Origin of the sequence: Rhizobium sp. BK196 (assembly GCF_014193255.1) — a bacterium.
Taxonomy (GTDB): Bacteria; Pseudomonadota; Alphaproteobacteria; order Rhizobiales; family Rhizobiaceae; genus Rhizobium.
This window is the reverse complement of sequence record NZ_JACHZB010000004.1, coordinates 211,594-236,507: the sequence shown is the minus strand read 5'-3', so window position 1 is coordinate 236,507 and position 24,914 is coordinate 211,594. Positions and strand designations below refer to the sequence as shown.

The window sequence follows — 24,914 nt, the reverse complement described above, 5'->3', positions numbered from 1 at the left end:
ACGAGATCCGCCTTGCGAAGCTCCCGCCAGAGATCACCTGGGACCACCTCGTCGAGTGTGGCCTGTACTGCTGGAGTTGACCATGCCGGCGACAAGCGCCTGCAATTCATCGGCCTGCCCGGCCGGACCCGCAAGCGACACAGCTCGGGGCTGCGTGATCGAAAACTCGTATCGAAAAGACAAAACCGTCGTGAGCCTGTTTGAAACCTTGTCGAATCCGGCCGGCCATGCCACTTTCGCGATCGCAAGAGGAACCATGATGAACGATACCGACAGGGGCGATTTCCGCGAACGGATCCGCCAGAGCTTTTCCCGTCAGGCGGCCATGCACACCATCGGCGCGGAGTTGACGCGTGTCGAGCACGGCGTGGTGGAAATCGAGCTTCCCTTCGACGTCAAACTGACACAGCAGCACGGCATTTTGCACGCGGGTGTCATTTCCGCAGCGCTCGATTCGGCCTGCGGTTTTGCAGCCTACAGCGTTATCGATGCCGAAGCCTCGATCCTGACGATCGAGTTCAAGGTCAACCTCATGTCGCCGGGGCGTGGCGAACGCTTCCTCTTCAGGGGCGAGATCACCAAGCCCGGCTCCAACATCATCGTTGCCGACGGGCGAGGTTATGCGATCAGCGACGGGCCTGCCAAGCTCATCGCGTCCATGACCGGGACGATGATGGTCATTCGCGGAAGAGAGGGAATTACGGGATGAAATTCGAACTGAAGTCCGTCGCAGGCAAGTCCATCCTGTTCGTCATGGCCGCCGAGGCCGAATACGGGCCGTTCCTGCGCTCGCGTATCGAACCGCTGATGACAGGCGTCGGCCCTGTCGAGGCGGCGATCGCGATCTCCAAGTCGCTCTCCAGTCTCGATGCTTCCGACGATCTGCCCGATCTCGTGGTTTCGCTCGGCTCGGCCGGTTCGGCGCGCCTGCAGCAGACCGAAGTCTATCAGGTCACGTCCGTTTCCTATCGTGACATGGATGCCTCGCCGCTCGGCTTCGAAAAGGGCAAGACTCCCTTTCTCGACCTGCCGGCCGATCTCGACCTGCCGCTGCGCATTCCCGGCATTCCCGAGGCCACCCTTTCAACCGGCGGCAACGTCGTTTCCGGTGCCGCCTATGCCAATATCGCAGCCGACATGGTCGACATGGAGACCTATGCGGTGCTGCGCGCTTGCCAGGGCTACAAACTGCCGCTGATCGGCCTTCGCGGCATTTCGGATGGCGCAGTCGAGCTGCAGCATATTTCCGGCTGGACCGAATATCTGCATATCGTCGACCGCAAGCTTTCTTATGCCGTCGATAGTCTGTTTACTGCTCTGGAAGATGGCGTTTTCTGGTTCTAAAGCATGTCGCGCAAAAGTGTGCAGCGGTTTTGCAATAACGACATGCGAAGACAAAAGCTTGAACCGTGGCAGCGAATATGAAGGATCGCGACACGCTGCAAGCGCTGAAAACAGGGACAATCGGGACAATAAAACCCCGATACGGCCGAATTCCCGGATTGCAAGCAGAGGCGCTTTTCATTAAAGGCTCGCCATGACCCAGACAGCACATCCCGACAGCGTTCTCATCGTCGATTTCGGCAGCCAGGTGACCCAGCTCATCGCACGACGCGTGCGTGAAGCCGGTGTCTATTGCGAGATCGTTCCCTTCCAGTCCGCCGAAGAAGGCTTCAAGCGCCTTCAGCCGAAAGCGGTGATCCTGTCCGGCAGCCCGGCCTCGACGGTCGATGAAGGATCGCCCCGGGCGCCGCAGATCATCTTCGACAGCGGCCTTCCGGTGTTCGGCATCTGCTACGGACAGCAGACGATGTGCATGCAGCTCGGCGGTATGGTGGAAAGCGGCCATCACCGCGAATTCGGCCGTGCCTTCCTCGAAGTCGACGAGGAATGCGCCCTCTTCGAAGGTCTTTGGTCCAAGGGCTCGCGTCATCAGGTCTGGATGAGCCACGGCGACCGCGTGACGAAACTGCCCGAAGGTTTCGAGGTCGTCGCCACTTCGTCCAACGCGCCTTACGCCTTTATCGCCGACGAGAAACGCAAATATTACGGCGTGCAGTTCCATCCTGAGGTCGTGCATACACCTGATGGCGCCAAGCTGATCGCGAACTTCATCCACAACATCGCTGGCATCCAAGGCGACTGGACCATGTCCGCCTACCGCCAAAAGGCTGTCGAAGACATCCGCCGCCAAGTCGGCGACAAGCGCGTCATCTGCGCGCTTTCCGGTGGCGTGGATTCGTCGGTCGCAGCCCTTCTCATCCACGAAGCTGTCGGCGACCAGCTGACCTGCATCCTCGTCGACCACGGCCTGATGCGCAAGGACGAGGCCGCAGGCGTCGTTGCCATGTTCCGCGAGCACTACAATCTGCACCTGATCCATGTCGACGCTTCCGATCGCTTCATCGGCGAGCTCGAAGGCGTTTCCGACCCGGAAACGAAGCGCAAGATCATCGGCCGCCTGTTCATCGAGACCTTCGAGGACGAAGCCAAGAAGCTTGGCGGCGCGGATTTCCTCGGCCAGGGCACGCTTTATCCAGATGTGATCGAGTCCGTTTCCTTCACCGGCGGCCCTTCCGTCACCATCAAGTCGCACCACAATGTCGGAGGCCTGCCGGAGCGCATGAAGATGCAGCTCGTCGAGCCGTTGCGCGAACTCTTCAAGGACGAGGTTCGCGTGCTTGGCAAGGAACTCGGCCTGCCAGACAGCTTCATCGGCCGCCATCCCTTCCCGGGTCCGGGCCTCGCCATCCGCTGCCCAGGCGGCATCACGCGCGAGAAGCTTGATATCCTGCGCGAAGCCGATGCGATCTATCTCGATGAGATCCGAAAGGCCGGCCTCTATGACGCGATCTGGCAGGCTTTCGCCGTGCTGTTGCCCGTCCAGACCGTCGGCGTCATGGGCGACGGCCGCACCTACGAATTTGTCTGCGCGCTGCGCGCCGTCACCTCGGTCGACGGCATGACGGCGGATTTCTATCACTACGATATGGAATTCCTGGGCCGCGCCGCGACCCGCATCATCAACGAAGTCCGTGGTATCAACCGCGTGGTTTACGATGTGACCAGTAAGCCGCCGGGCACGATCGAGTGGGAATGAAGATCTGGGAAACCCGGCACGGATTCCCGTTTTTGCCTCGTCTTCCAGAGAATTTCTGATAATACGCCAAGCACCGATGACATTCTTCGTCTCGTGCGGCCGAAGGCAGCACGCACCAAGTCTGCCAAAAAAGTGTCTGCGGCGGTCAAGGACGCCGCCTGAGGCACTCATTCACTGTTCAATTCGACATCGGCAAACGGCCGCCGCTCGGCAGCCGTTTTTGTCTCCAATATAGTTTCACCTTCATTGTTCTTGTTTTGTTCTTGACGAAAAGAGCACCTCTGATAAGCTCCTCCTTGTAAAACAAGGAGGCGGACGATGTAGTCCGTAGTTCAGATGCCTCATTTTCCGCTCGACCCGAATGGCTCCGACCCCCGGAAGAAAGCCGGCTACAGCGGGGGACGTCACCACAGGTTGTTCTTCATGCTCCGCCCGACCGCTGAGGCAGCATCCGAAGCGATGGAGATCGCCCAGACTTATCGCAACGCCCATGCATTGACGGGGCCTTCGCGACCCCTTGAGCTGCTTCATATCACGCTGAATGGTGTGGGCGCCTATCGCAGGCTGCCGCAGGATATCGCGTTCGCTGCGGAACAGATGGCTGCGACAATACGCGTCCGACCGTTCGAATTGGTGCTTGATGAGGTCATGAGCTTCCGCCATCCGGGCGAACCCCAGGCCTTCGTCATCTGCACCAGGCAGGAAAACGAAGCGCTGCTGGATCTTCGCCACCAAATCCAGGAAGGTCTGTATGAGGCGGGACTGCCCTATAACCTCGGTGGCCATCTGACACCGCATATGACGCTGCTCTACGATCGCAAGACAGTTCTGCCTGAAGAGCTTAATCGGCCGGTGCGGTGGACCGTCCGGGAGTTCCTGCTGATCCACAGCATCTATGGAAAGAGCGAGCATAATGTCATTGGCCGTTGGCCTCTGCTCGGCTGAGCCAAGCTTGCACCGCGGGTGGGGATTCGCATACAACTCCCCACCCAATAGGCACAGGCGGAGCAGGACAGTGGACGTTTCAGAGATCATCATCCCCGGCGATACGCCCGGCATCGAATGGGGGTTGCCGGTCATCCGTTTCGAGGGAAACGATCCCGCCGCCCCGAAGGTCTATATCCAGGCCGCATTGCACGCGAACGAACTACCGGGAACGGCGCTGGCGCATTTTCTCTGCCTACAACTCAGGCAGGCCGAAGGCGAAGGACGGATCGCCGGCGATATCACGCTTGTGCCACAGGCAAATCCGATCGGTGCCGCACAATCGCATTTCGGCGAGCTGCAAGGCCGGTTCGATCTGGGATCGCGGACCAATTTCAACCGAGACTTTCCGCTGATCTCCGTTCGTGATCGGCCAGAGCTGATTGACGGGCTCGACAACTACCCGGCAGCTGATCGATTGAAACGGGAGCTCATCCATATGGCGCTCGGCGCCGATCTGGTGCTCGATCTGCATTGCGATGATGAATCGCTGCAATATGCCTATATCGACGAAGCCTTCTGGCCGGAGGCGGCGGACCTTGCCAATGCGCTCGGCATGGAAGCAGTGCTGCTTTCAGATGGCGAAAGCAGCGCCTTCGAAGAAGCGGTCGGTTTTGCCTGGAAGTATGAGGTGCCGGGCGAGCGCAAGGCGAAACTTCCGGGCAAGCTTTCAGTGACGGTGGAACTGCGCGGCCTGCGCGACGTCGATCCCGGTATGGCCGCAAAAGACGCCGAAGGCATGCTGCAATTCCTGATCGGGCGCGGTGTCGTCAGCGGCGGAGCGACCGTAGACAAGACCTTCTCCGGACCAGCCGTGCCGCTCGACAATGTTGAGATCGTGCGCGCGCCGCAGGGCGGTACGGTCCTCTTCCACCGCAATATCGGCGAGCGTGTCTCGGAAGGGGAGCTTCTGGCGACGATCGTCACCCGACCCGGTTTTGCCGAGGGCGATATCAAGATCCGGGCGCCGCAGGACGGGCTGTTGCTGACCCGCACGTCCGACCGGCTGGTGCGCCGACGCGGCGACCTGATGAAGATCGTCGCCGACAAGCCGAGCAAAGCAACGCGAAAGGCCGGCACCCTGGAAGACTGAACCGCATTCTTTTCCACGCGCGAATGTAAGGCTCCGCGCAACTGTCACACAGGCTTCAAGAAAATCCGCCAAGCCGTGGCAGACATGTTGCGAAGGAGCTTTCATGCCGCATTACGACATTGCGATCGTCGGCGCGGGAATTGTCGGGCTGGCGCATGCGCTGGCGGCGGCAAAGCGTGGCAAACGGGTCGTCGTTGTTGACCGTGACGCACAGGCAAATGGCGCTTCGGTGCGCAATTTTGGCTTTGTGACGGTGACCGGCCAGCAGGCCGGCGACTGCTGGAACAAGGCGCGCCAGGCCCGCGATATCTGGGCCGGGATTGTCGATGACGCCGGCATAGACGTCCTGCAGCGCGGGCTGCTCCTTGCCGCAAGGCTCGACGAATCCGAAGCCGTGATCGACGCCTTCCTGCGCACAGAGATGGGCGAGGGCTGCGAAAGGCTGACGCTCGATGAAGCACGGCGGCTTGTGCCGGCACTGCGACCGGAATCGGGGCGCTTCACACTCTATAGCCCACATGAGGTGCGGGTCGAATCCAGCACAGCCATTCCGCTGCTCGCCCGCTATCTCGAAGTCAAATATGGCATAGAGTTCCGCCGCTCGACAGCAGTGAGCGCCGTCGAGCCGCCGCGAATCGAAACGTCAACCGGCTTGATCGAGGCGGAGACGGTGGTTGTTTGTCCCGGCGACGATTTCAAGAGCCTGTTTGCGGATCGGATCGCTGCCTATAACGTCACACGCTGCAAGCTGCAGATGATGCGTGTTGTGCCGGCCCAGCGGGTTTCCCTCAGCGCTGCGGTTATGTCCGATCTCGGGCTCGGGCGTTATCTCGGTTATGCGGAATTGCCGGAGGCGACCGCCCTGAAGGCGCGGCTTGACCGCGAATTCAAGCCGGAGCGGGAAAACGGCATCCACCTGATCGTCACGCAGTCGGAGGACGGATCGCTGATCGTCGGCGACAGCCACCATTACTCCGAAACACCCGATCCGTTTGGACTGGAGCGGGTCGACCGACTGATACTCGACGAAATGGATGCCGTGCTCAACCTGCCGGGTCGCTTCATTACCGAGCGCTGGATCGGCACCTATGCCTCCGCTCCAGACCGCTGGCGGTTTACCGACAAGCCCTCCGACGCGCTGCGCATCGTCGTCGTCACCGCGGGCTGCGGTGCTTCGACCGCCTTCGGTATCGGCGAAGAAACCATCGAGGATCTCTACGGGAGCGCAGCATGACGCAATTCAAGGCAGTGGTCTTCGACTGGGCCGGCACAATGATTGACTTCGGCTCTTTCGCGCCGATGGGGGCCTTTGTGGAAACCTTCGGCAAACTCGGCGTCGAGGTAACCATCGCCGATGCCCGCAAGCCCATGGGGCTCCCGAAGCGTGCCCATATCGCCGCGATGCTGGCCGAGCCGCATATCGCCGCGCGCTGGAAGGCTGTACAAGGAGCGCTTCCGGACGAGGCTGCAATCGACAAGGTTTACGAGCTCTTCGTTCCGCTGAACGAAGCTGTCGTGACTGATTACTGCGCTCTGGTGCCGGGCGCGATCAAGACGATCCAATACCTGCGCGAGCGGCAGATGAAGATCGGCTCGACCACAGGCTATACACGCTCGATCATGGAGCGCGTGCTGCCGCTTGCCGCCGAACAGGGTTATGCGCCCGACAATCTAATCTGTGCTGACGATCTGCCGCTTGGCCGACCGACGCCGATCGGCATGTATAAGTGCTTCCTCGACCTGATGGTCTATCCGGCCTCTGCCGTTCTGAAGGTCGATGATACCGAACCCGGCATTGCCGAGGGTGCTGCCGCAGGCTGCGTGACTGTTGGCGTGACGCTCTCGGGCAACGAGGCGGGGCTGACACCTGCAGAGCTGGATGCACTTTCGCCAGAGGCGCGAGCTGCGTTGCACAAGCGGATCGGCGAGAAGCTGATTGCCGCCGGCGCCGACTATGTTGTTGAAACGGTGGCAGACCTGCCTGCCCTTATCGAAGAGCTTGAGGGATAAAGGACCAACGGCGTTTGCAGCGCTGATACAGCGTGGTATCTCCCTTATGAATCAGGGAGATCGAACCCGCATGGCCGTCACCATCTACGGTATCAAGAACTGCGACACAATGAAGAAGGCCCGCGGCTGGCTGGACGACCATGGCGTCGCCTATGATTTTCATGATTACAAAGCAGTCGGCATCGATCGTAGGCATCTGGAACGATGGATCGACGAGGCAGGCTGGGAGACGGTGCTGAATCGCGCCGGCACGACCTTCCGCAACCTGCCTGACGCCGCGCGCGAAAATCTCGACCGCGATAAAGCCATTGCCCTGATGCTCGACCAGCCGTCGATGATCAAGCGGCCAGTACTCGAAACTGGCGGCAAGCTGCTGATCGGCTTCAAGCCGGATATCTACGCGCAGGCGCTCAAGGGCTGAGCCATGTCCAAAACCACTCGCGCCACACAGGTCCTCACACAAGCCGGCGTCGCCTTCACGGTTCATACCTATGACTATGATCCGAATGCCGAGCGCGTCGGGCTGCAGGCAGCTGAAGCGCTCGGCGAGGAGCCTCATCGCGTGCTGAAGACGCTGATGGCAGAGGTGGACGGCAAGCCGGTCTGCGTGGTCGTGCCTTCCGACCGCGAAGTGAACATGAAGAAGCTCGCGAGCGCCTTCCATGGTAAGTCGGGCAATATGATGAAACCGGCCGATGCGGAGCGGTTAACGGGATACCATGTCGGCGGCATCAGCCCTTTCGGGCAGAAGAAGATCGTGCCGACGGCGATCGAGGAAACCGCTCTTGCCGAACCGCTCGTCTATATCAATGGCGGGCAACGCGGGCTGCAGGTGCGGCTCGATCCGAAAGAGGCATTGAAGGTACTGAAGGCGGCCGCCGCACCGCTGATCGCCTGATCAGAGAAAGCGGTCCAGCAGGCCGGCGATCGTCCTCGCCTCGCTTTCTGCAAGCTTGCCGCCGATATGAGTTTCGATCGCTTTGCCGTAGACGGTCCACATGCGCTCCCGAAGCTGACGGCCGGCATCAGTGATCACCACCCAGCGGCCGCGACCATCCTCTGCGAAGACCTCGCGAGCAACCAGACCCTCCTTTTCCAGCCGATCGATCAAACGGGAAAGATTGTACTGCGCCAGCAGTGTCCGCTCCTCCAGCTCATAGGGGCGCAGCCTGTCTGATTGTGAGCGCGCCAACTCCCAAAGCACGTCATACCAGGCAAGCGGCGGCATACCGGCTGTCTTCAAATCGGCTTCGATCAAGCCCAGCAGCCGCTCGCGGGCGCGCATGAGGCGCGTCCAGGCAGAAACCACGGCTTCGTTCGGCTTTGGCATATTCTCAGACATAAATGTAATTACATCTATCTTGAAACTCAGCGCAAGCGATATTAGATGCATCTGCATGCATGCAAAGCCAACGATCCCTTGCCAAACCCCGGGAGATTTTCATGAGCAAGCTTACCCTCATCAGCCATCATCTCTGCCCCTATGTGCAGCGCGCCGCGATCGCGCTCCTCGAAAAGGGCGTGCCATTTGAGCGCATCGACATCGATCTTGCCGACAAGCCGGATTGGTTCCTGAAGATCTCACCCCTCGGCAAGGTGCCACTGCTCCGGATACAAGAGGACGATGGCCGCGAAGAGGTGTTATTCGAAAGCAGCGTCATCTGCGAATATCTGGAGGAAACGCAGGCGGGTATCGCCCTGCATCCGACCGACGCGCTGGCCCGCGCCCACCACCGCGGATGGATGGAATTCGGCTCTTCCGTGCTTTCCGATCTCTGGGGCTATGAGACGGCGCAGGATGCCGCGCAATTGGAGGCCAAGCACAAGGCGCTTGTCGCCAAATTCGCGACTGTCGAGCGGGTGCTGGCGGACGGACCCTATTTCGCCGGGGTTAACTTCAGCCTCGTCGACACGGTCTTCGGGCCGATCTTTCGGTACTTCGATCTGTTCGATACGCTCGGCGACAGTCCCATCTTCGACGGGCTCGAACGGGTCAAGCGTTGGCGCAAGGCATTGTCGGAGCGAGGAAGCGTCCGGGGCGCCGTTGGCGAAGACTATCCGCAGCGCCTGATGGAGTTCCTCGATAAACATAACTCAATCCTGCTCAGGCTGCCCGCCGCCGCTTGAGGCCTACCCAAAAGCGGCCGGACATAAATCCGGCCGCCTTGAAATCGATGCGGCGCGCTTCATTTTCGCCGTAAAGGGGTCTAAGTCTTTCACCTCCCGTCGCAGACATCAGAAGGCAGGTTGATCCTATGACGTTCATGCCCCAGAGCCACAGCTCCGTTGATCCCGGCAAACTTGAGAAACTTGCGGAAGTCGCCATCAAGGTCGGCCTGCAGCTTGAACAAGGGCAGGATCTCGTCATCACCGCCCCGGTCGTGGCGCTGCCGCTGGTGCGGCTGATCACCAAACATGCCTATCTCGCCGGCGCTGGCCTGGTTTCGACCTTCTATTCCGATGAAGAGACGACGCTTGCCCGCTACCAGTATGGCAGCGACGAGAGCTTCGACCGGGCTTCCGGCTGGCTTTATGACGGCATGGCCAAGGCCTATGAGAAGGGCTCCGCCCGTTTGGCTATTGCCGGCGACAATCCGATGCTGCTGTCGGAACAGGATCCGGGCAAGGTCGGCCGCGCCAACCGCGCCAATTCCACGGCTTACAAGCCAGCACTTGAGAAGATCTCCAACTTCGACATCAACTGGAACATCGTCTCCTACCCTAACCCTTCCTGGGCGAAGGTCGTCTTCCCCGACGATCCGGAAGCAATTGCGGTCGCCAAACTCGCAAAGGCGATCTTTGCGGCGTCGCGCGTCGACGTGCCTGATCCGATCACAGCCTGGGCCGAGCACAATGCCAATCTGCGCAAGCGTTCTTCCTGGCTGAACGGCGAGCGTTTCGCTTCACTACATTTCACCGGGCCGGGCACGGACCTGACCGTCGGCCTCGCGGACGGCCATGAGTGGCACGGCGGCGCCTCCACGGCGAAGAACGGCGTTACCTGCAATCCGAATATTCCAACCGAGGAAGTCTTCACCACGCCGCATGCGCTGCGCGTGGAAGGCCACGTGTCCAGCACCAAGCCGCTCTCACATCAGGGCACGCTGATTGACAATATCCGGGTTCACTTCGAAGGCGGCCGCATCGTCGAGGCCAAGGCCTCACGCGGGGAGGAAGTGCTGAACAAGGTGCTCGACACGGATGAAGGCGCCCGCCGGCTGGGCGAAGTGGCATTGGTACCGCATTCCTCGCCGATTTCAGCGAGCGGCATCCTCTTCTACAATACGCTGTTCGACGAAAACGCTTCCTGCCATATCGCACTCGGCCAGTGCTATTCGAAATGCTTCCTCGACGGCGCATCGCTCAGCCAGGAGCAGATCAAGGCGCAGGGCGGCAATTCCAGCCTGATTCATATCGACTGGATGATCGGCTCCGACAAGGTCGATATTGACGGCATCAAGCCCGATGGCTCGCGGGTACCGGTGATGCGCCAGGGCGAGTGGGCATAGTACCGGCCTTCGGCATCAGGCTGCGCTGACTGAGCCAGACGCTGACCAGCACCATGGCAAAACCTGAAAGCTGGATCGGTGTCAGGCTCTGGCCGAGCGCCAGCCAACCGAGCATGGTCGCGACAACCGGGCTCAGGAAGCCGAGCGACGCCGCGGCCGAAGGCTCTATGCGCGAGAGGCCGCGGAACCATAGTAGATAGGTGAAGGCAGCACCGACGAGGCCAAGCCACGCAATGCCGAGGATATTGGCCGTCGTCGGCACAGGAAGCGTCGGTTCCAAGACAAAGACCACGGGCACGAGCAGAATCCCTCCTGCGGTCAATTGCCAAGAGGTAAAGGTGAGGCTCGAGACGGGCGGCTGCCAATGGCGGGTCAGCACCGTACCGAAGGCCATGGAGACCGCACCGGCGAGACCTGCAACGACGCCAACGGGATCGAGTGCCGCTTTCGGCGTCAGCACCAGAAGTGCGACACCTGCGATACCAATCAAGCCGGCCATAACGGCAATGAAACGGATCGGCTTGCCGAGCAAGAGGCGCGAGAGCGCAATGACGATCAGCGGCTGCACGGCGCCGACCGTCGCGGCCACGCCGCCGGGCAGGCGATAGGCCGAAACGAATAGCATGGCCCAAAAGAACGAGAAATTCAGCGCGCCGAGAATGAAGACGCGGCTCCACCAGATGCCCGTAGGCAGCTTCCGGACAATCAGCAGCAGAAGCAGCCCCGCCGGCAGCGCCCGCAGCATTGATTGCGCTGACCGAAAAGGGTCTGGCGACAGTGGAAGAAGCGGTCGGCGCGCATGTCGCCAACCAGCAGCGGTTGACGCGCAACCTGACGGCAGAAGACAAAGCCGAGCTCGACCGGTTGCTCAAAAAATTTCTGTCGGATTTCGAATAGTCAGACGGCGGCGAGTGCCTTTCGGACGCGCTCCAGATGCGTCTTCCGCTTGGCGTCCGTCGCGCGGTCCATGTCGTGCAGGCTCAGCATCCGGAACTTCACTCGCTTGGCGCAGAAATTGGCGATCCCGCGCTTCAGCAGACGGCGGACGGGATTGCCCATATAGACGTGCACCAGCCACCAGGGCGAACCAGTTGTCGTCAGCGCGTAGAGCAGCTTGATATTGGTCAGTTGCGGCACGATACGGCCGCCGGCAGCATCATGGGCAAAGGCGACATCAGGCGCAAAGACGCGATCGATGAAGCCCTTCAATATGGCCGGGAAGTTGAACCACCATTGCGGAAAAACCAGAATGAGGCCGTCAGCCGCTTTCAGCCTTGCGACGATACTGGAAACGGCCGATGTATCGTAGGGCACATCGAAATAGCCGCCACGCTCTGCCTTGGACAGTCGCGGGTCGAAATCCTCCGCATAGAGATCCAGGAGATCGACAGTATGACCGGAGGTTTCGAGTGTCTCGCCAGCGGTCCGCGCCACAGAAGCGGCATAACTTTCCGGCAGCGGATGGGCGAGCACCAGCAGAATGTGCATCGCTAAAACAGGCTTCCCTGTTTCGGTGGCTCGCCGGCCTTGACCGTGCGCTTTCTGGCGCCTGATGGCGCAGCGCTGCTTTCCGTCGTCATGGCGCCGACGCGGCCGTCGGCGAACTCAATGGCGATGCCCATGCCGGCGGAGAGTGCCGATGCCTGCGAGACCGGCTTGTTGTCTTCATCACGAATGACGGCATAACCGCGCTTCAGCACGTTCTTGTAGGAGAGAGACTGAAGAACGCGGTCCTGCGCTGCCAGAGCTGCGCGGGCGCGAGCGAGTTGATGACCAATAGCGCTGTCGGCATGGCGGGAGAAATTGGCAAGGCGGTCGCGAGCGCGACCCGTCTGCGTGGTCAATCTAGCCGGCACGGACGACAGAACGACACCGAAGCGTTCGACACGGGCTTTCAGATTGTCGATGCGGCGTTCGACGACACGCTCGGCGCGTGCCATGCGCTCGTTCAGAAGTTGACGGCGCTCGGTGATGCGGTTGGAGAGCACGTCGGGCCGCAGATGCGAGGCGACACGCTCGAAACCGCGGCGTTTGTTGATGGTGTTGAGCTCCAGCCCGCGCCCGAGACCGGCAGCGGCCTCATCGAAGCGGCGTCGGGGCAGCGCCAGCAGCTGATCGAGCGACGGCAGGGCTCGCATCAAGGCGCGGACGGACTGGCGGCGCTGATCCATCTGGCGGCTCATGCAGCCCTGCAGGCGGGCAGTGAGACCTGCGACCTGGGCCTCGAGCTCGGCCTTGACGGGCACCGCCATTTCGGCAGCTCCGGTTGGCGTCGGGGCGCGGACATCGGCTGCGTAATCGATCAGCGTCCAGTCGGTCTCGTGGCCGACGGCGGAAATCAACGGAATCCGGCTACCGGCTGCGGCGCGGACGACGATTTCGTCGTTGAAGCTCCAGAGATCTTCCAGGCTGCCGCCGCCGCGGGCGACGATCAGCACGTCAGGGCGCGGAATCTCGCCGCCAGGCTCCAGGGCATTAAAGCCGTTGATGGCATTTGCCACCTCCTCGCCGGAGCCCTCCCCCTGCACCTTGACCGGCCAGACGATGACATGGACGGGGAAACGATCGGAGATGCGATGCAGGATATCGCGGATGACGGCGCCCGTCGGCGAGGTCACGACGCCGATCACCTTGGGCATGAAAGGCAGGCGCTTCTTGCGTGACGGGTCGAAAAGGCCCTCGGCGCCGAGGCGGCGCTTGCGCTCCTCGATCAGCGCCATCAATGCGCCGGCGCCGGCTGGCTCCAGCGTCTCGATGACGATCTGATATTTGGAGGAGCCGGGGAAGGTTGTGACCTTGCCGGTCGCGATGACCTCCATCCCCTCTTCCGGCCGGAACTTCAGACGGGAAAAAGTGCCCTTCCAGATGACCGCATCGATACGCGCACGGTCGTCCTTCAGCGAGAAATAAGCATGGCCCGAGGAATGCGGGCCGCGATAACCTGAAATCTCGCCGCGCACACGTACCTGATCGAAGGCTGTTTCGACGGTCCGCTTGATGGAACCGGAGAGTTCCGACACCGAATACTCTGCAAGATTGGTAGGCGAATCGCCATCAAAGACATTGCTCATCTCCCCTTTCTATTTTGATCGCCTCCAAACGGAAAGATCGGGGTAGGTGAAGGGCGAATTTTTATCCAAAAATTGGTGGGGGACCCAAGAAATAGGGATATCGCTACTCCGAAAAAAAACTTAGTATCACTCATGTTCGTAGGGAGTGGCGAACACCGACCCGAAAATGAGCATGCTGATGACAGTGAAAATTCTCCGTCGATGACCGACGCGGGAGCGATCGCCTTTCTCATCCTCGCTATGCTCGACCTCATAGGAATCGGCTCGCGCTCTTTCTGGACAATCGGCTGATCAGACGGGATCGAATTGTCAGCGTCGTGCTGCTTCGTTCAACGCCGTGGTTGCACCTGGAAACTTCCGTTTACGTAAGTGAAAAAAGTAACGGAACTTTTCAGCCTGTAACAGAGTTGATTTAGATCGAAACACATACCCGGCGCAAGTCGGAGGAAATGCCGTCAGGTGAACGCATCCGTAACCATGGCTGCAATTGCAGCTTTCATTAAGGGTGACCAATAAACTTTTGTTAGCGGAGGGCCCCTAGGTTCCTCGCAAACGACCTGAAGAAGAGGTGACAACATGATCATCCTGACAGCAATAACGCTAGGCCTCACCGTCGGTCTCATGCGCTCGGCCAGCGTCATCGCGCTTGTCGCCATGTTGATCGGCGTCACCTTTGCGTTCGCCGCCATTGCTGCCGGTGGCGCGGTATCATTCCTGGCGCTTCTCTACACCATCATCGGCTACAATGCCGGCCTGCTGCTTTATCTCGGCGGCCTGTTCACCACCGATCGTCTGCGGGCCGTGCTCGTCCACTCCTGAAAGAGAGGACGTCAGTCCGACGTCCTCAGATAGCGAAAGAACTGGACGCCGCTATCAGCCGCTCTCGGCAGCGGGTCGAGATAGGCTGGAATATTGCCCTTGCCAAGCTGCGCATAAAACCCCTCTGGCTTCAATCTGGCGATTTCACGTGTCTGCAGATCATCCGGGCAGAAGGCAAGCACGGTGACGCCCGTTCCCTTCAGAAATGCTTCCGCCTCCTGCGGCTCGGCCAGACCGATATGCATCTCGGTCAGCATGCCACCCTGATTGCGATGATAGGGCGCCGACAAAACACGGTCGGCGGTATAACGCAGGATCGGCACACCCATTTCCGAGGGCGCCGAAACGAGACCGGCAGGCAAGCCGCCAAGCGGCGCGAGCGCCTGCCTGGAGGAACATGAGGAGCCCCCCGGCTCGTCAACAGTCTTTGTCTTATTGATCTGCATTTCGACGAGCGCGCCGCCGACGGCCCATACGGCCGGCACGCTTGCCAGAACCGTGATGATATAGACGAGAGCCGCCGCCGCATTCTCGCTATCGCCGTTCGACACGCGCCTGATGTCGATGATCAACAGGGCCAACGGCAGGATAGAAAGCAAGTTTGCGAAGACGGCGCCTCGCACCTGGACCAGAGCGACGGCCCAACTGACGCTCAAGAGTGCCAGAAGGATAAGATGGACCTGCATGCGATCGCCCTGAACGGAGCGGAAAATGCAGACGGCGATCGCGAGCAGGCCAGGCGCATAGAATGCGCCAAGGGAAAAGGGATCCGTCCGGCCGAGCGCGAGAATGGATTGCGCTTCCGAGACATTGCGCAGCCAGAGCTCGACCAGCATAGGATCGAGATCGGCAAGCGGATTGCGCAGGCATTCAGGCGCAATGACCATAGCCGAACCGAAAACGGCGGCGCCGACCGCCGCAAGCACTGCGAAACGCAAGCCGCGGCCGAGACGGCTGGCAAAGAGCGCGGAGGCAAGCAGCAGGCTGCCACCGATGGTCGCCAGGCTGTAGAAGCCGAGCGAGAGATTGTCGCACGTCACTACCGAATAGCGCTGTGGCGGCACGGTCGCAAAGAAGAGGATGCTGATCGCAACAGCGAGGCTAAGGCCGAAAGCCCTCGTGGCGGCGGCAAACGGCTCGCCTTCCCAGACCCAAAGAAATGCCACGACCAAGCAATAGATGGCAACAAAAGGCGTGGTTTCCGCGCCGATCGCGATCGCCAATGCGGCCGACGCGCCAGCGACGGCGTAGTTCCACGCGCGCTGCTTTTCATCGAGAAGCATCGCCACCATGGTTGCGACGAGCGCGAGCTGGACATTGTGATGATCGATGGCGCCGGGCGCAAAGCGATTGCCGGTATAGATCGCCATGCCGGCCAGACAGAAGGACAAGTGCATGCCGGCAAGGCCGCCAACGCGCTGGCCGGCAAGGCCCATGGCAATCAGGGCAGGAAAAACGAGCGACAGGGGCCAGACCACGAGTGCGGCAGCTTCCGCGGCATCATGACCGAAGAAGAGGCCGAAGAAGCGGATGAGCACAGCGATCGGCAGGTCGATCAGTCGTGACCAGTGCATGAGCGTGCCTTCGCCGACGCCGAGCCGATACTGCATCAAATCGAACCAGCCCTGCCCGTTCAGGAAGTCCCTGACCTCCACGAGGCGCATGCCGTCGTCATTGTCGGGGCCGACATAATCGACCGGACCCCCGGCATATTTCATTACGACGATAATGCCGATCAGAATAAGGGAGTAGATGAGGGCGGATGGCAGGAGACGCGTCAGCATCTGCCGAATACTGCCGATAAATCCAGTCCTGGCTGATGCGGATTGCGCCTTGGTGATCGGCTGCACTGCGTTCATCATGATAGCCAGGTCGTTGCGTGATGGGCAAACCTTAGCCTTGGCTTATCAAGAAAGTGTAAACCACGCGGCGTGACAGCTTTTGTTTCTCATAGCGGCTTGTTAACGCTGCATGGCGTAAATTCGACGCGGTTTCTTTGTTACGAGTGTAACCTATGGCGCGATCGTTCAGCGACAGTCCCGATATTGCCGTTCTGCTTCCCTGCTACAACGAAGCGGCGACCGTCGGCTCTGTCGTCAGGGGTTTCCGGGCGGCCCTGCCCGATGCGCATATCCATGTCTACGACAACAATTCCACCGACGGCACGGCGCTGCATGCCATGCTCGCCGGCGCACATGTTGTGCGTGAACGGCGCCAGGGCAAGGGCCATGTGGTGCGGCGTATGTTCGCCGATATCGATGCCGACATCTACATCATCGCCGATGGCGACGGGACCTATGCGCCCGAGGATGCTGAAGAACTAGTGCGGACGCTGTTGACGGAGCGGGCCGATATGGTGGTCGGTACGCGACGCGGCGTGCATGATGATGCCGGCCGGCAGGGACATGCTTTCGGCAACCGGCTCTTCAACATCCTCTATCGCGCAATTTTCGGGCCTGACTTCACCGATATCTTCTCCGGCTACCGGGCCTTCTCGCGCCGTTTCGTCAAAAGCTTCCCCGCGGTTTCCGGCGGTTTCGAGATTGAAACGGAAATGTCGGTGCATGCGTCGCGGCTGAAACTGCCTGTCAGTGAACTGGAACTGCATTACGGCAGGCGCCCAGAGGGCTCGCATTCGAAGCTCTCGACCTTCCGCGATGGCGGCAAGATCCTCTGGATGTTTGCCATGCTGATGAAGGAGACGCGGCCTTTCGCTTTCTTCGGCACGATCAGCGCCCTCTTCATGCTGGCAAGCCTCGGATTCATGGGGCCGGTACTGGCGGAATATTTTGCGACCGGCCTCGTCAGCCGCATGCCGACCTGGGTGCTTTCGACGGCGCTGGCGATGATTTCTATTATGTTGTTTACTGCCGGCGTGATCCTCGATTCCGTTGCGCGGGCTCGGGCAGAGCAGTTGCGCATCCATTATATGAGCCTCGCAGCGCCGGTTTCGGTAAAGGGTAAAACGTCGGCCATAACGCCTGATGACAAGAAAGCGGATGCCGCATGAAGAAGCTCGTTCGTTTTGCGATCGCCGGTGGGCTGGGCTTCATCGTCGATGCGGGCGTGCTTGCTGCCCTTCTGCACCTGACTCCGCTCGGTCCCTTCATTGCCCGGCTGATTGCCATTGCACTCGCGATGGCGACGACGTGGGCCTTCAACCGGACTTTCACTTTCGACCGGTCAGGCCGATCGTTGGCAGTGGAAGGCTTCCGCTACGGCTCGGTCGGCGTGACGGCCGCCCTCGTCAACTACGGGCTCTATTCGGCGCTGCTTCTGTCATTACCAACGCTGCAGCCGCTTGTCGCAATGGTGCTCGCGACGGCAGCGTCGATGTTCTTCAGCTTCTTCGGCTATTCCCGCTTCGTGTTCCGGGACAAAGCCGAATAAGTATCAGACCGCTTCCCAGCCATCCTGCTCACTGGCGCGGTAGATGGCGTCGATGACCTTCTGGTTAAGCTTGGAATCTTCCAACGTGACGATTTCTTCCTTTTCGCCTGCCGCAGCGCGGGCAAAGGCTTCAGCCTGGCACTTATACTGGCGGCTATCCTGGAAGCGGATGATCCGGGCTTCATTGTGGCCGCGATCAGTCACCTCAATCTCCTCCGGGCCCCAACGATTGGCGTTGAAGGGCGACTTCACTTCGATATAGCCGTCGGTGCCGTGGAAAACCATGATCTGACGGCCGGCCATTTGGGTGGAGATGTAGAAGCTCAGTTCAAAATCGCCGAAATCGGCCTTCACGCTGGAGTATATATCCGTGCCAAATTCCCCATCACGCTCGGTGATTGCCTGGACCCAGGACGGTTCCTTGCCGGTGGAGAAGCGGGTGCTGATGACTGGATAGACGCCGATATCCGGCAGGCCGCCGCCGCCAAGCTCGGGAATGTTGCGCATGTTGCCGGGGTCGCGGTTGTAATAGGTGAAGGCGCCCTGGACATGGCGAAGCTCGCCGATCACACCCTCCTGCAGCAGCGAGCGAACCTTCCGCCAGACCGGCGAATAGGTGATCATGAAGGCTTCGCTGATGATGACCTTGTTGCGATCGCGCGCAGCAATGAGATTGTCGATCTCGGAAGCTTTCAGCGCAATCGGCTTTTCGCAGAGCACGTGCTTGCCGGCATCCGCGGCCTTGATCGACCATTCGACATGCTGGGAGGTCGGCAGCGGTATATAGACGGCGTCGATCACATCGGACGCCAGCATTTCCTCGTAGGAGCCGAAGGCATGCGGCACGGAAAAACGGTCCGCCATTTCCCGGGCACGTGCAAAATCACGGCTGGCAATCGCGGTAATGACGCAGTTTTCCGCGTCCTGGATGGCGGGAACGACATTGTCGCGGCCGATCTTGGCCGTCGAGAGTATACCGAAACGCAACATGAAAGGTCCTCCTGAAATCGATCGGGCGCACCTTATGCAGCCCTGTCATGCGGTGCAATGGCGCGCGGGGGAGATCACGGAAGTTTGGTTTCCTTCGGGAAGACTCCGCGCTAGGGTACTGACGAACGGCGTTCTGCCGCTTCCTCACATTCAATCACCTCAGCATTTTTGGAGAGCGCCATGGAAATGCGCCGGCTTGGGAAAACAGGGCTTTCGGTCTCGCCGATTGTCTTCGGCGGCAATGTATTCGGCTGGACAACCGACGAGAAAACGTCCTTTGATATTCTGGACGGCTTTTTCGGTGCCGGCCTCAATACGATTGATACCGCAGATGTCTATTCAGCCTGGGTGCCGGGCAACAAGGGCGGCGATTCCGAAGAGATCATCGGCAGGTGGCTGAAAAGGTCAAAGGTTTCCCGCGACAAGGTTGTCATCATCACCAAGGTCGGCTCGGATATGGGCCAAGGCAGGACGCTGAAGGCAAATTACATTCTCAGGGCAATCGAAGATTCTCTGCGCCGGCTGCAGACCGACTATCTCGACCTCTATCTGTCACATTGGCCGGACACCGATACGCCGCATGAAGAGTCACTTGGCGCTTATGCCAAGCTTCAGGAACAGGGCAAGATCCGCTCCTTCGGCTGCTCCAACTATGATGCGAGCCAGCTGCAAGCTTCCTTCGATGCCGCCGACAAAGCAGGCCTGCCGCGCTATCAGGCGCTGCAGCCCGAATATAACCTCTATGAGCGTTCGAGCTTCGAAGGCCCGCTTGCCGATCTCTGCATCAAAGAAGATATCGGCGTCATCACCTATTTCAGCCTTGCAGCCGGCTTCCTTTCGGGCAAGTACCGCAGCAAGGCGGATACAGAGGGCCGCGCCCGCGAAGGCCGCGTTTCCCAATATCTCGACGACAAGGGCATGCGCATTCTTGCGGCACTCGACAAAGTCTCGGTCGAAACGGGCGCAAAGCCTGCGGAAATCTCGCTTGCATGGCTGTTGCGCAAGAAGAGCGTGACGGCGCCGATTGCCAGTGCTACGAGCCTTTCCCAGCTTGACAGCCTGGTGAAAGCAACGACGCTCAAACTCTCCGACGAGGCGATGGCGCTGCTGGATAAGGCGGGCGCATGAAACGAGGTGGTGGCATGGCCGTGACGATCCGCGACGCGAAACCTGAAGACGAGGCGCGCTGGCGCCTGCTCTGGGCGGATTATCTCGCTTTTTACGAGGTCACCGTCGACGCCGACATCACCGATTCCACCTGGCGCCGGATCTTCGATCCGGCGTCGGCAATCTTCATGCGGGTGGCGGAACTCGACGGCGAAGTCGTGGGCTTCACGCTCTGCCTGACGCATGAGGGTACCTGGATTCGAGGTAAGGACTGCTATCTCGAAGACCTGTTCGTTTCCGGGAATGTGCGCGGCAGGGGTGTCGGCCGGGCACTGATGGACGACCTCGTTACCCTCTGCAAGAAGAATGGCTGGTCGCGACTCTATTGGCATACGAGCGAGCAGAACAAGACGGCCCAGGCGCTCTACGACACTTACGTCAAGAGTGACGGCCATATCCGCTACCGCATCAATTTCTGAACTGCGGAAAGCCCTCATACCATTCAGAATGATCGCCCTCCCAATTGGCCATCCCCGGCTTGGTCAGGATACCGCGCGGGCGTACATAGCTCTGGATCACACGCTTCGGCCGCTCGTGCCACTGGATGTTGAAAGCCCATAGCTTCGGGAAGAAACAGAGCGAGGCATAAGGCAGGTGGTCATGGATCCACCAGGCAAGCCTCAGCCAGTCGCTTTCATCAGTATAGTGATCGACCATCCACGGGATGGCAATGCAGGCGGCGGCGCCCATGCAGCCGTCAAAATCTCTGACATCCCAGATATGATGGGCAGCAGTGGCGGCGTTAGTCGAACAATTCAGCTTGTTCTCGTTGCCGAAGCGATTGACTGCGGGCGAGCGATAGCCGGAGCGAATGTGCAGGCGCCCGAAACTCGCTTCCAATGGCTCCAACAATTCCTCGCAAAGGCGGCTGCCCGTTTCGATTGCCAGATCGGGATCGTCGGGAATGTTCGGGATGCGATAGAAATCGGCGATCTCGGAGTGGAGGAAATCGCGGAAGAAGAAATTCGTCGACAGGCGCACTCGGCCGAGATCCTCGAGCCCCTTCATCGATCCTGGTTTCTTCATGCGCGGTCCTCCCGAGTGCTCCCGACATCATTGCCCGGGCAATGCAGTCGTTCCACCCGAAATGCGCGGGAACAATTAGCCCGGTGCCAACTTCTAAGAAATGTCGCCCAAGGGCGCAAATCTCTCAACAAAGGAACGGAACCATGGCCAAGGAAAAGACACTGGAAGATCTGTTTTACGATACGCTCAAGGATATCTATTTCGCCGAACGGCAGATATTGCGTGCTTTGCCGAAGATGGCACGCGCTGCCCAGTCGACGGAATTGAAGGCAGGTTTCGAAAAGCACCGTGAAGAAACCGAAGGCCATGTCGAGCGACTGCAGCAAGTTTTCGAGATCATCGGCAAGCGCGCCCAGGGCAAAACCTGCGAAGCGATCCAGGGCATCATCGCCGAGGGCGAGGAAATCATGGAGGAATTCAAAGGCACATCGGCCGTCGATGCCGGCCTGATTTCCGCGGCCCAGGCCGTCGAGCATTATGAAATCGCCCGCTACGGCACGTTGAAAACGTGGGCGCAGACGCTGGGCTTCAAGGACGCCGTCATGCTCCTCGATCAGACTTTGCAGGAAGAAGGCAAGACCGACCAGCTTCTGACGAAGCTTGCAACGACTGCCGCAAACCAGAAGGCACGCGCAGCCTGATACTCGCATCCGCAAGGAGAGCGGCCGGCGCCGGCCGCTCTCCTTCTTTCAGCCTTGTCTTCGCCGACGACCCCTCTATCATTTCCTTCAGAATACGAGGCGAGGTGTCGATATGGCTGACAGGCAGGCAATCGAGGCAACGGTTCATCTCTATGTCGAGGGCATGGCCTTCGCCAACGAGGCAGCCTTAAAGAAAGCTTTCCATCCCAAGAGCTCGATCATCGGGCACTATGAAAATGCGGTGGAATGGCTCTCGCGGGATGAATTCATTGCCGCCATCATCGAGGAAGGGGCAGCGCCACCGGGCACCCAGCCTTACATGGATATCGGCAGCATCGATATATCGGGCGATGCTGCGACCGTGAAAGTCACCGACGAATTCGCCGGCATGCGCTTCACTGATTATCTCTCGCTGCTGAAGATCGAAGGCCGCTGGACGATTGTCAGCAAGCTTTATCATCTCCATGTGTAGGGTCCTGTACCTTCCGTCTGCAACAGACCGCAAATCATCGCCCTATGCATTCTATGCATCCTATGCAGGCCCCGCATCGCCTCAAGTTCGGAAAAACAGGTCCATAAAATCAGAGCGCCCTTTGCGCGCTGATCAGACGCACAAAGGGCGCTTTATCTTTTGCTCAACGCAATTCTGGACGCGAAACCAGTTTTGCTTGAGATCGACTTAGCCGGCTCAGCCTCGCAAAACGCCGCCGGTGAACTTGGCAACGCTTGCGACGATCTTCTGGGTCAGCGCTTCGAAATCCTCGTCCGTCAGCGTGCGCTCGGCCGGCTGGATCTGGACTTCGATCGCAACGGATTTCTTGCCTTCGCCGACCGAGGCGCCTTCGAAAATATCGAAAACATTGACGCCCGTTATCAGCTTGCGATCGACACCGGTGGCAGCCTTGATGATCGCTCCAGCTTCCACGGTCTTATCGACGACGAAGGCGAAGTCGCGCTTGACGGCCTGGAAGGGCGAGAGGTCAAGCGCCGGCTTGGTACGGGTCGCCTTCTTCTTCGGCTCGGCCATGGCATCGAGATAGACTTCAAACCCGCAGAGCGCGCCGGAAACATCGAGCCTTTCGAGCATGGTCGGATGGAACTCGCCGAAATAACCGAGGATCACCTTCGGACCCATCTTGATCGTGCCTGAGCGGCCGGGGTGATACCATTCGGGACCGCCCTGCTCGATCTGAATATTCCCCGTCGGCAGGCCGCAGGCTTCGATGACGGCGAGCGCATCGGCCTTGGCATCGAAGACATCGACCGGCTTGCCGCCACCCTTTGAGGCATTCGACCACATGCGGCCGACACCGGCAAGCGAGGCCGTGCCGCGGCGGATGCCGCCGGCTACGCGGCGCTGGCCTTCCGGCGTGTCGTTTTCGTAGGTACCGGAGACTTCGAAGATCGCCACGTCGCCATAGCCTTTGTCTGCATTACGCTGGGCAGCCGTCAGCAGGCCAGGCAGCAGCGAGGGGCGCATATCCGACATTTCGGCCGCGATCGGGTTGGCGAGCTTGAGGGCTGCCGAGCCGCCGCCGAAGAGCTTTGCCTGATCTTCGGAAATGAAAGACCAGGTGACGGCTTCCAGCATGCCGCGCGAGGCGAGAGCGCGCTTGGCGATGCGCGTGCGGATCTGCAGCACCGTCAGGATTTTACCGTTGACGGCAGCATGGCTTTCGAGCGGCGCCGGCTTGATGTTGTCGACGCCGTGAATGCGCATGACCTCTTCCACCAGATCGGCCTTGCCATCGACATCGGGACGCCAGGATGGAACGGCGACGGAGACACGTTCTCCGGAGCCCGAAACCTTGAAACCGAGACGGCTCAGAATCCTATTGCTTTCTTCGGTCGAAACCTCCAGGCCGGTCAGGCGCTTGACCTCCGAATAGGGGAAGTCGACGATCTTTGGCTCGTAACCCTTGTAGCCGACGATTTCGGCCCTGGCGGGCGTGCCGCCGCAAAGTTCAAGCACCAGTTCCGTCGTGCGTTCCAGACCCGGAATCATATACTCCGGATCGACGCCGCGTTCGAAACGGTAGCGGGCATCGGTGATGATGCCGAGCGCGCGACCTGACTTGGCGATGTTCATCGGATCCCAGAGAGCGGATTCGATCAGGACATCGACGGTATTCTCATCGCAGCCGGAATGTTCGCCGCCCATGATGCCGCCGATCGATTCGATGCCGTCTTCATCGGCGATGACGACGTTGTTCGGGCCGAGCTTGTATTCGCGCTGATCGAGCGCCAGCACGGTTTCGCCTTCCCTGGCGCGGCGCACAGTCAGGTTACCCGTGACCTTGGCGGCGTCGAAGACGTGCATCGGCCGGCCTTGATCGAAGGTCATGTAGTTGGTGATATCGACAAGTGCATTGATCGGGCGCAGGCCGATCGCGAGCAGCCGCTGCTGCATCCAGCGCGGGCTCGGGCCATTCTTGACACCACGGACGAGCCGCAGGCTGAAGCCCGGGCAGAGCTTGGCATCGTCGAGATCGAGCGTCAGCGTTACCGGCGTTTTTCCTTCGACAGCGAAGGATGGCGCGGGACGCGTCTTCAGCGTGCCGAGGCCGGAGGCGGCAAGATCGCGGGCAATGCCGTAGATCGAGGTGCAGTCCGGGCGGTTCGGCGTCAGGTTGATCTCGATGACCGGATCGTCGAGATGGGCATAGGCGGCGTAGCTCGTGCCGATGGGCGCATCATCAGGAAGGTCGATAATGCCGTCGTGATTGTCGGAGATCTGCAGTTCCTTTTCCGAGCACATCATGCCGCGGCTTTCCACACCGCGGATATTGCCGACCGACAGCGTTACGTCGATGCCGGGAACATAGGTGCCGGGAGCGGCAAAGGCGCCGATGAGACCCGCACGCGCATTCGGCGCGCCGCAGACGACCTGTACCGGAGCGCCCTGACCGGTATCGACCATCAGTACCTTGAGGCGGTCGGCCTGCGGATGCTTTTCGGCGGAGAGAACCTTGGCGATAACGAAGGGCTTGAAGGCTGCCTTATCGTCGACATCTTCCACTTCCAGCCCGATCTCAGTCAGGCGGGCGCAGATTTCATCGAGCGTAGCATCCGTTTCCAGATGATCTTTCAGCCAGGAGAGCGTGAATTTCATAG

The 24,914-nt window shown here is 60.0% G+C and carries 25 protein-coding genes and 2 pseudogenes; 19 read left to right on the top strand and 8 right to left on the bottom strand.

Annotated elements, in window-relative coordinates; all coding sequences use genetic code 11:
- Window positions 1-259 precede the first annotated feature (259 nt).
- The 9 genes from FHT78_RS16350 (at window position 260) to ybaK (ending at window position 8,085) form a co-directional block, all read left to right on the top strand.
- Window positions 260-709 carry a PaaI family thioesterase gene (locus FHT78_RS16350; protein ID WP_183746505.1) on the top strand — a complete coding sequence of 150 codons (450 nt, stop codon included), beginning with the start codon at window positions 260-262 and terminating at the stop codon, window positions 707-709.
- Window positions 706-1,344, top strand: a complete 639-nt coding sequence (locus FHT78_RS16345) for a 5'-methylthioadenosine/S-adenosylhomocysteine nucleosidase (protein ID WP_183745931.1) — start codon at window positions 706-708, stop codon at window positions 1,342-1,344. Before FHT78_RS16350 ends, FHT78_RS16345 begins: the two co-directional genes overlap by 4 nt.
- Before the next feature lie 193 nt (window positions 1,345-1,537).
- Entirely contained in the window at window positions 1,538-3,100 is a 1,563-nt protein-coding gene (gene guaA, locus FHT78_RS16340; RefSeq protein ID WP_183745928.1) for a glutamine-hydrolyzing GMP synthase, read from the top strand.
- Window positions 3,101-3,523: 423 nt separating this feature from the next.
- On the top strand, window positions 3,524-4,045 hold the full coding sequence (locus tag FHT78_RS16335; protein ID WP_183745925.1) for a 2'-5' RNA ligase family protein: 522 nt from the start codon (window positions 3,524-3,526) through the stop codon (window positions 4,043-4,045).
- Window positions 4,046-4,115: 70 nt separating this feature from the next.
- Window positions 4,116-5,177, top strand: a complete 1,062-nt coding sequence (locus FHT78_RS16330) for a succinylglutamate desuccinylase/aspartoacylase family protein (RefSeq protein ID WP_183745922.1) — start codon at window positions 4,116-4,118, stop codon at window positions 5,175-5,177.
- A 103-nt stretch (window positions 5,178-5,280) separates the two neighbouring features.
- Window positions 5,281-6,411 carry a TIGR03364 family FAD-dependent oxidoreductase gene (locus FHT78_RS16325; RefSeq protein WP_183745914.1) on the top strand — a complete coding sequence of 377 codons (1,131 nt, stop codon included), beginning with the start codon at window positions 5,281-5,283 and terminating at the stop codon, window positions 6,409-6,411.
- Window positions 6,408-7,187, top strand: coding sequence for a phosphonoacetaldehyde hydrolase (phnX, locus tag FHT78_RS16320; RefSeq protein WP_183745912.1), 780 nt, complete (start codon window positions 6,408-6,410; stop codon window positions 7,185-7,187). Before FHT78_RS16325 ends, phnX begins: the two co-directional genes overlap by 4 nt.
- Window positions 7,188-7,257: 70 nt before the next feature.
- A complete protein-coding gene (locus tag FHT78_RS16315) occupies window positions 7,258-7,608 on the top strand; it encodes an ArsC family reductase (RefSeq protein WP_183745910.1) in 351 nt (116 codons plus the stop codon).
- Between the two features lie 3 nt (window positions 7,609-7,611).
- Window positions 7,612-8,085 (top strand): Cys-tRNA(Pro) deacylase, encoded by a 474-nt coding sequence (gene ybaK / locus FHT78_RS16310; RefSeq protein ID WP_183745907.1) that lies wholly within the window; start codon window positions 7,612-7,614, stop codon window positions 8,083-8,085.
- Here the strand turns inward: ybaK and FHT78_RS16305 are convergent, their stop codons facing one another.
- Window positions 8,086-8,529 carry a MarR family transcriptional regulator gene (locus FHT78_RS16305; RefSeq protein WP_183745905.1) on the bottom strand — a complete coding sequence of 148 codons (444 nt, stop codon included), beginning with the start codon at window positions 8,527-8,529 and terminating at the stop codon, window positions 8,086-8,088.
- 101 nt (window positions 8,530-8,630) lie between these two features.
- Here FHT78_RS16305 and FHT78_RS16300 point away from each other — a divergent pair, with 101 nt between their 5' ends.
- Window positions 8,631-9,314 (top strand): glutathione S-transferase family protein, encoded by a 684-nt coding sequence (locus FHT78_RS16300; RefSeq protein WP_183745903.1) that lies wholly within the window; start codon window positions 8,631-8,633, stop codon window positions 9,312-9,314.
- 128 nt (window positions 9,315-9,442) lie between these two features.
- A complete protein-coding gene (locus FHT78_RS16295; protein WP_183745900.1) occupies window positions 9,443-10,696 on the top strand; it encodes an aminopeptidase in 1,254 nt (417 codons plus the stop codon).
- Here FHT78_RS16295 and FHT78_RS16290 read toward each other — a convergent pair.
- A pseudogene (locus FHT78_RS16290) lies at window positions 10,644-11,444 on the bottom strand (EamA family transporter); the annotation flags it as partial. The gene FHT78_RS16295 and the pseudogene FHT78_RS16290 sit on opposite strands and share 53 nt — an antisense overlap.
- On the opposite strand from FHT78_RS16290, the pseudogene FHT78_RS16285 reads away from it, so the two are divergent.
- Window positions 11,441-11,593: pseudogene (locus FHT78_RS16285) on the top strand (MarR family transcriptional regulator); the annotation flags it as partial. The pseudogenes FHT78_RS16290 and FHT78_RS16285 overlap by 4 nt on opposite strands.
- Here the strand turns inward: FHT78_RS16285 and FHT78_RS16280 are convergent.
- Window positions 11,594-12,184 carry an NAD(P)H-dependent oxidoreductase gene (locus tag FHT78_RS16280; protein WP_183745898.1) on the bottom strand — a complete coding sequence of 197 codons (591 nt, stop codon included), beginning with the start codon at window positions 12,182-12,184 and terminating at the stop codon, window positions 11,594-11,596.
- A 2-nt stretch (window positions 12,185-12,186) separates the two neighbouring features.
- Window positions 12,187-13,767 (bottom strand): exodeoxyribonuclease VII large subunit, encoded by a 1,581-nt coding sequence (xseA, locus tag FHT78_RS16275; RefSeq protein WP_183745895.1) that lies wholly within the window; start codon window positions 13,765-13,767, stop codon window positions 12,187-12,189.
- A 576-nt stretch (window positions 13,768-14,343) separates the two neighbouring features.
- On the opposite strand from xseA, the gene FHT78_RS16270 reads away from it, so the two are divergent.
- Window positions 14,344-14,586 (top strand): hypothetical protein, encoded by a 243-nt coding sequence (locus FHT78_RS16270; RefSeq protein ID WP_183745892.1) that lies wholly within the window; start codon window positions 14,344-14,346, stop codon window positions 14,584-14,586.
- Between the two features lie 11 nt (window positions 14,587-14,597).
- Here FHT78_RS16270 and FHT78_RS16265 read toward each other — a convergent pair whose 3' ends face one another.
- The gene (locus tag FHT78_RS16265; protein ID WP_183746503.1) at window positions 14,598-16,445 is read right to left on the bottom strand and encodes a hypothetical protein; all 1,848 of its coding nucleotides are present in this window, start codon (window positions 16,443-16,445) and stop codon (window positions 14,598-14,600) included.
- Between the two features lie 155 nt (window positions 16,446-16,600).
- Between FHT78_RS16265 and FHT78_RS16260 the strand changes: the two genes are divergently transcribed.
- Complete coding sequence (locus FHT78_RS16260; protein WP_183745889.1) at window positions 16,601-17,596, top strand: glycosyltransferase; 996 nt, start codon at window positions 16,601-16,603, stop codon at window positions 17,594-17,596.
- Window positions 17,593-17,976 carry a GtrA family protein gene (locus FHT78_RS16255; protein ID WP_183745886.1) on the top strand — a complete coding sequence of 128 codons (384 nt, stop codon included), beginning with the start codon at window positions 17,593-17,595 and terminating at the stop codon, window positions 17,974-17,976. Before FHT78_RS16260 ends, FHT78_RS16255 begins: the two co-directional genes overlap by 4 nt.
- A 3-nt stretch (window positions 17,977-17,979) precedes the next feature.
- On the opposite strand, the gene FHT78_RS16250 is transcribed toward FHT78_RS16255, so the two are convergent.
- Entirely contained in the window at window positions 17,980-18,966 is a 987-nt protein-coding gene (locus FHT78_RS16250) for a Gfo/Idh/MocA family oxidoreductase (RefSeq protein ID WP_183745883.1), read from the bottom strand.
- Window positions 18,967-19,146: 180 nt separating this feature from the next.
- On the opposite strand from FHT78_RS16250, the gene FHT78_RS16245 reads away from it, so the two are divergent.
- Window positions 19,147-20,094 (top strand): aldo/keto reductase, encoded by a 948-nt coding sequence (locus FHT78_RS16245; protein ID WP_183745880.1) that lies wholly within the window; start codon window positions 19,147-19,149, stop codon window positions 20,092-20,094.
- Between the two features lie 14 nt (window positions 20,095-20,108).
- Window positions 20,109-20,552 (top strand): GNAT family N-acetyltransferase, encoded by a 444-nt coding sequence (locus tag FHT78_RS16240; RefSeq protein WP_183746501.1) that lies wholly within the window; start codon window positions 20,109-20,111, stop codon window positions 20,550-20,552.
- On the opposite strand, the gene FHT78_RS16235 is transcribed toward FHT78_RS16240, so the two are convergent.
- On the bottom strand, window positions 20,542-21,159 hold the full coding sequence (locus FHT78_RS16235; RefSeq protein WP_183745877.1) for a hypothetical protein: 618 nt from the start codon (window positions 21,157-21,159) through the stop codon (window positions 20,542-20,544). The two genes, FHT78_RS16240 and FHT78_RS16235, sit on opposite strands and share 11 nt — an antisense overlap.
- Before the next feature lie 143 nt (window positions 21,160-21,302).
- Here FHT78_RS16235 and FHT78_RS16230 point away from each other — a divergent pair, with 143 nt between their 5' ends.
- The gene (locus FHT78_RS16230) at window positions 21,303-21,800 is read left to right on the top strand and encodes a ferritin-like domain-containing protein (RefSeq protein WP_183745874.1); all 498 of its coding nucleotides are present in this window, start codon (window positions 21,303-21,305) and stop codon (window positions 21,798-21,800) included.
- Window positions 21,801-21,912: 112 nt separating this feature from the next.
- Complete coding sequence (locus tag FHT78_RS16225) at window positions 21,913-22,272, top strand: nuclear transport factor 2 family protein (protein WP_183745872.1); 360 nt, start codon at window positions 21,913-21,915, stop codon at window positions 22,270-22,272.
- Window positions 22,273-22,488: 216 nt separating this feature from the next.
- Here the strand turns inward: FHT78_RS16225 and pheT are convergent, their stop codons facing one another.
- The gene (gene pheT, locus FHT78_RS16220; protein ID WP_183745869.1) at window positions 22,489-24,912 is read right to left on the bottom strand and encodes a phenylalanine--tRNA ligase subunit beta; all 2,424 of its coding nucleotides are present in this window, start codon (window positions 24,910-24,912) and stop codon (window positions 22,489-22,491) included.
- Window positions 24,913-24,914 lie beyond the last annotated feature (2 nt).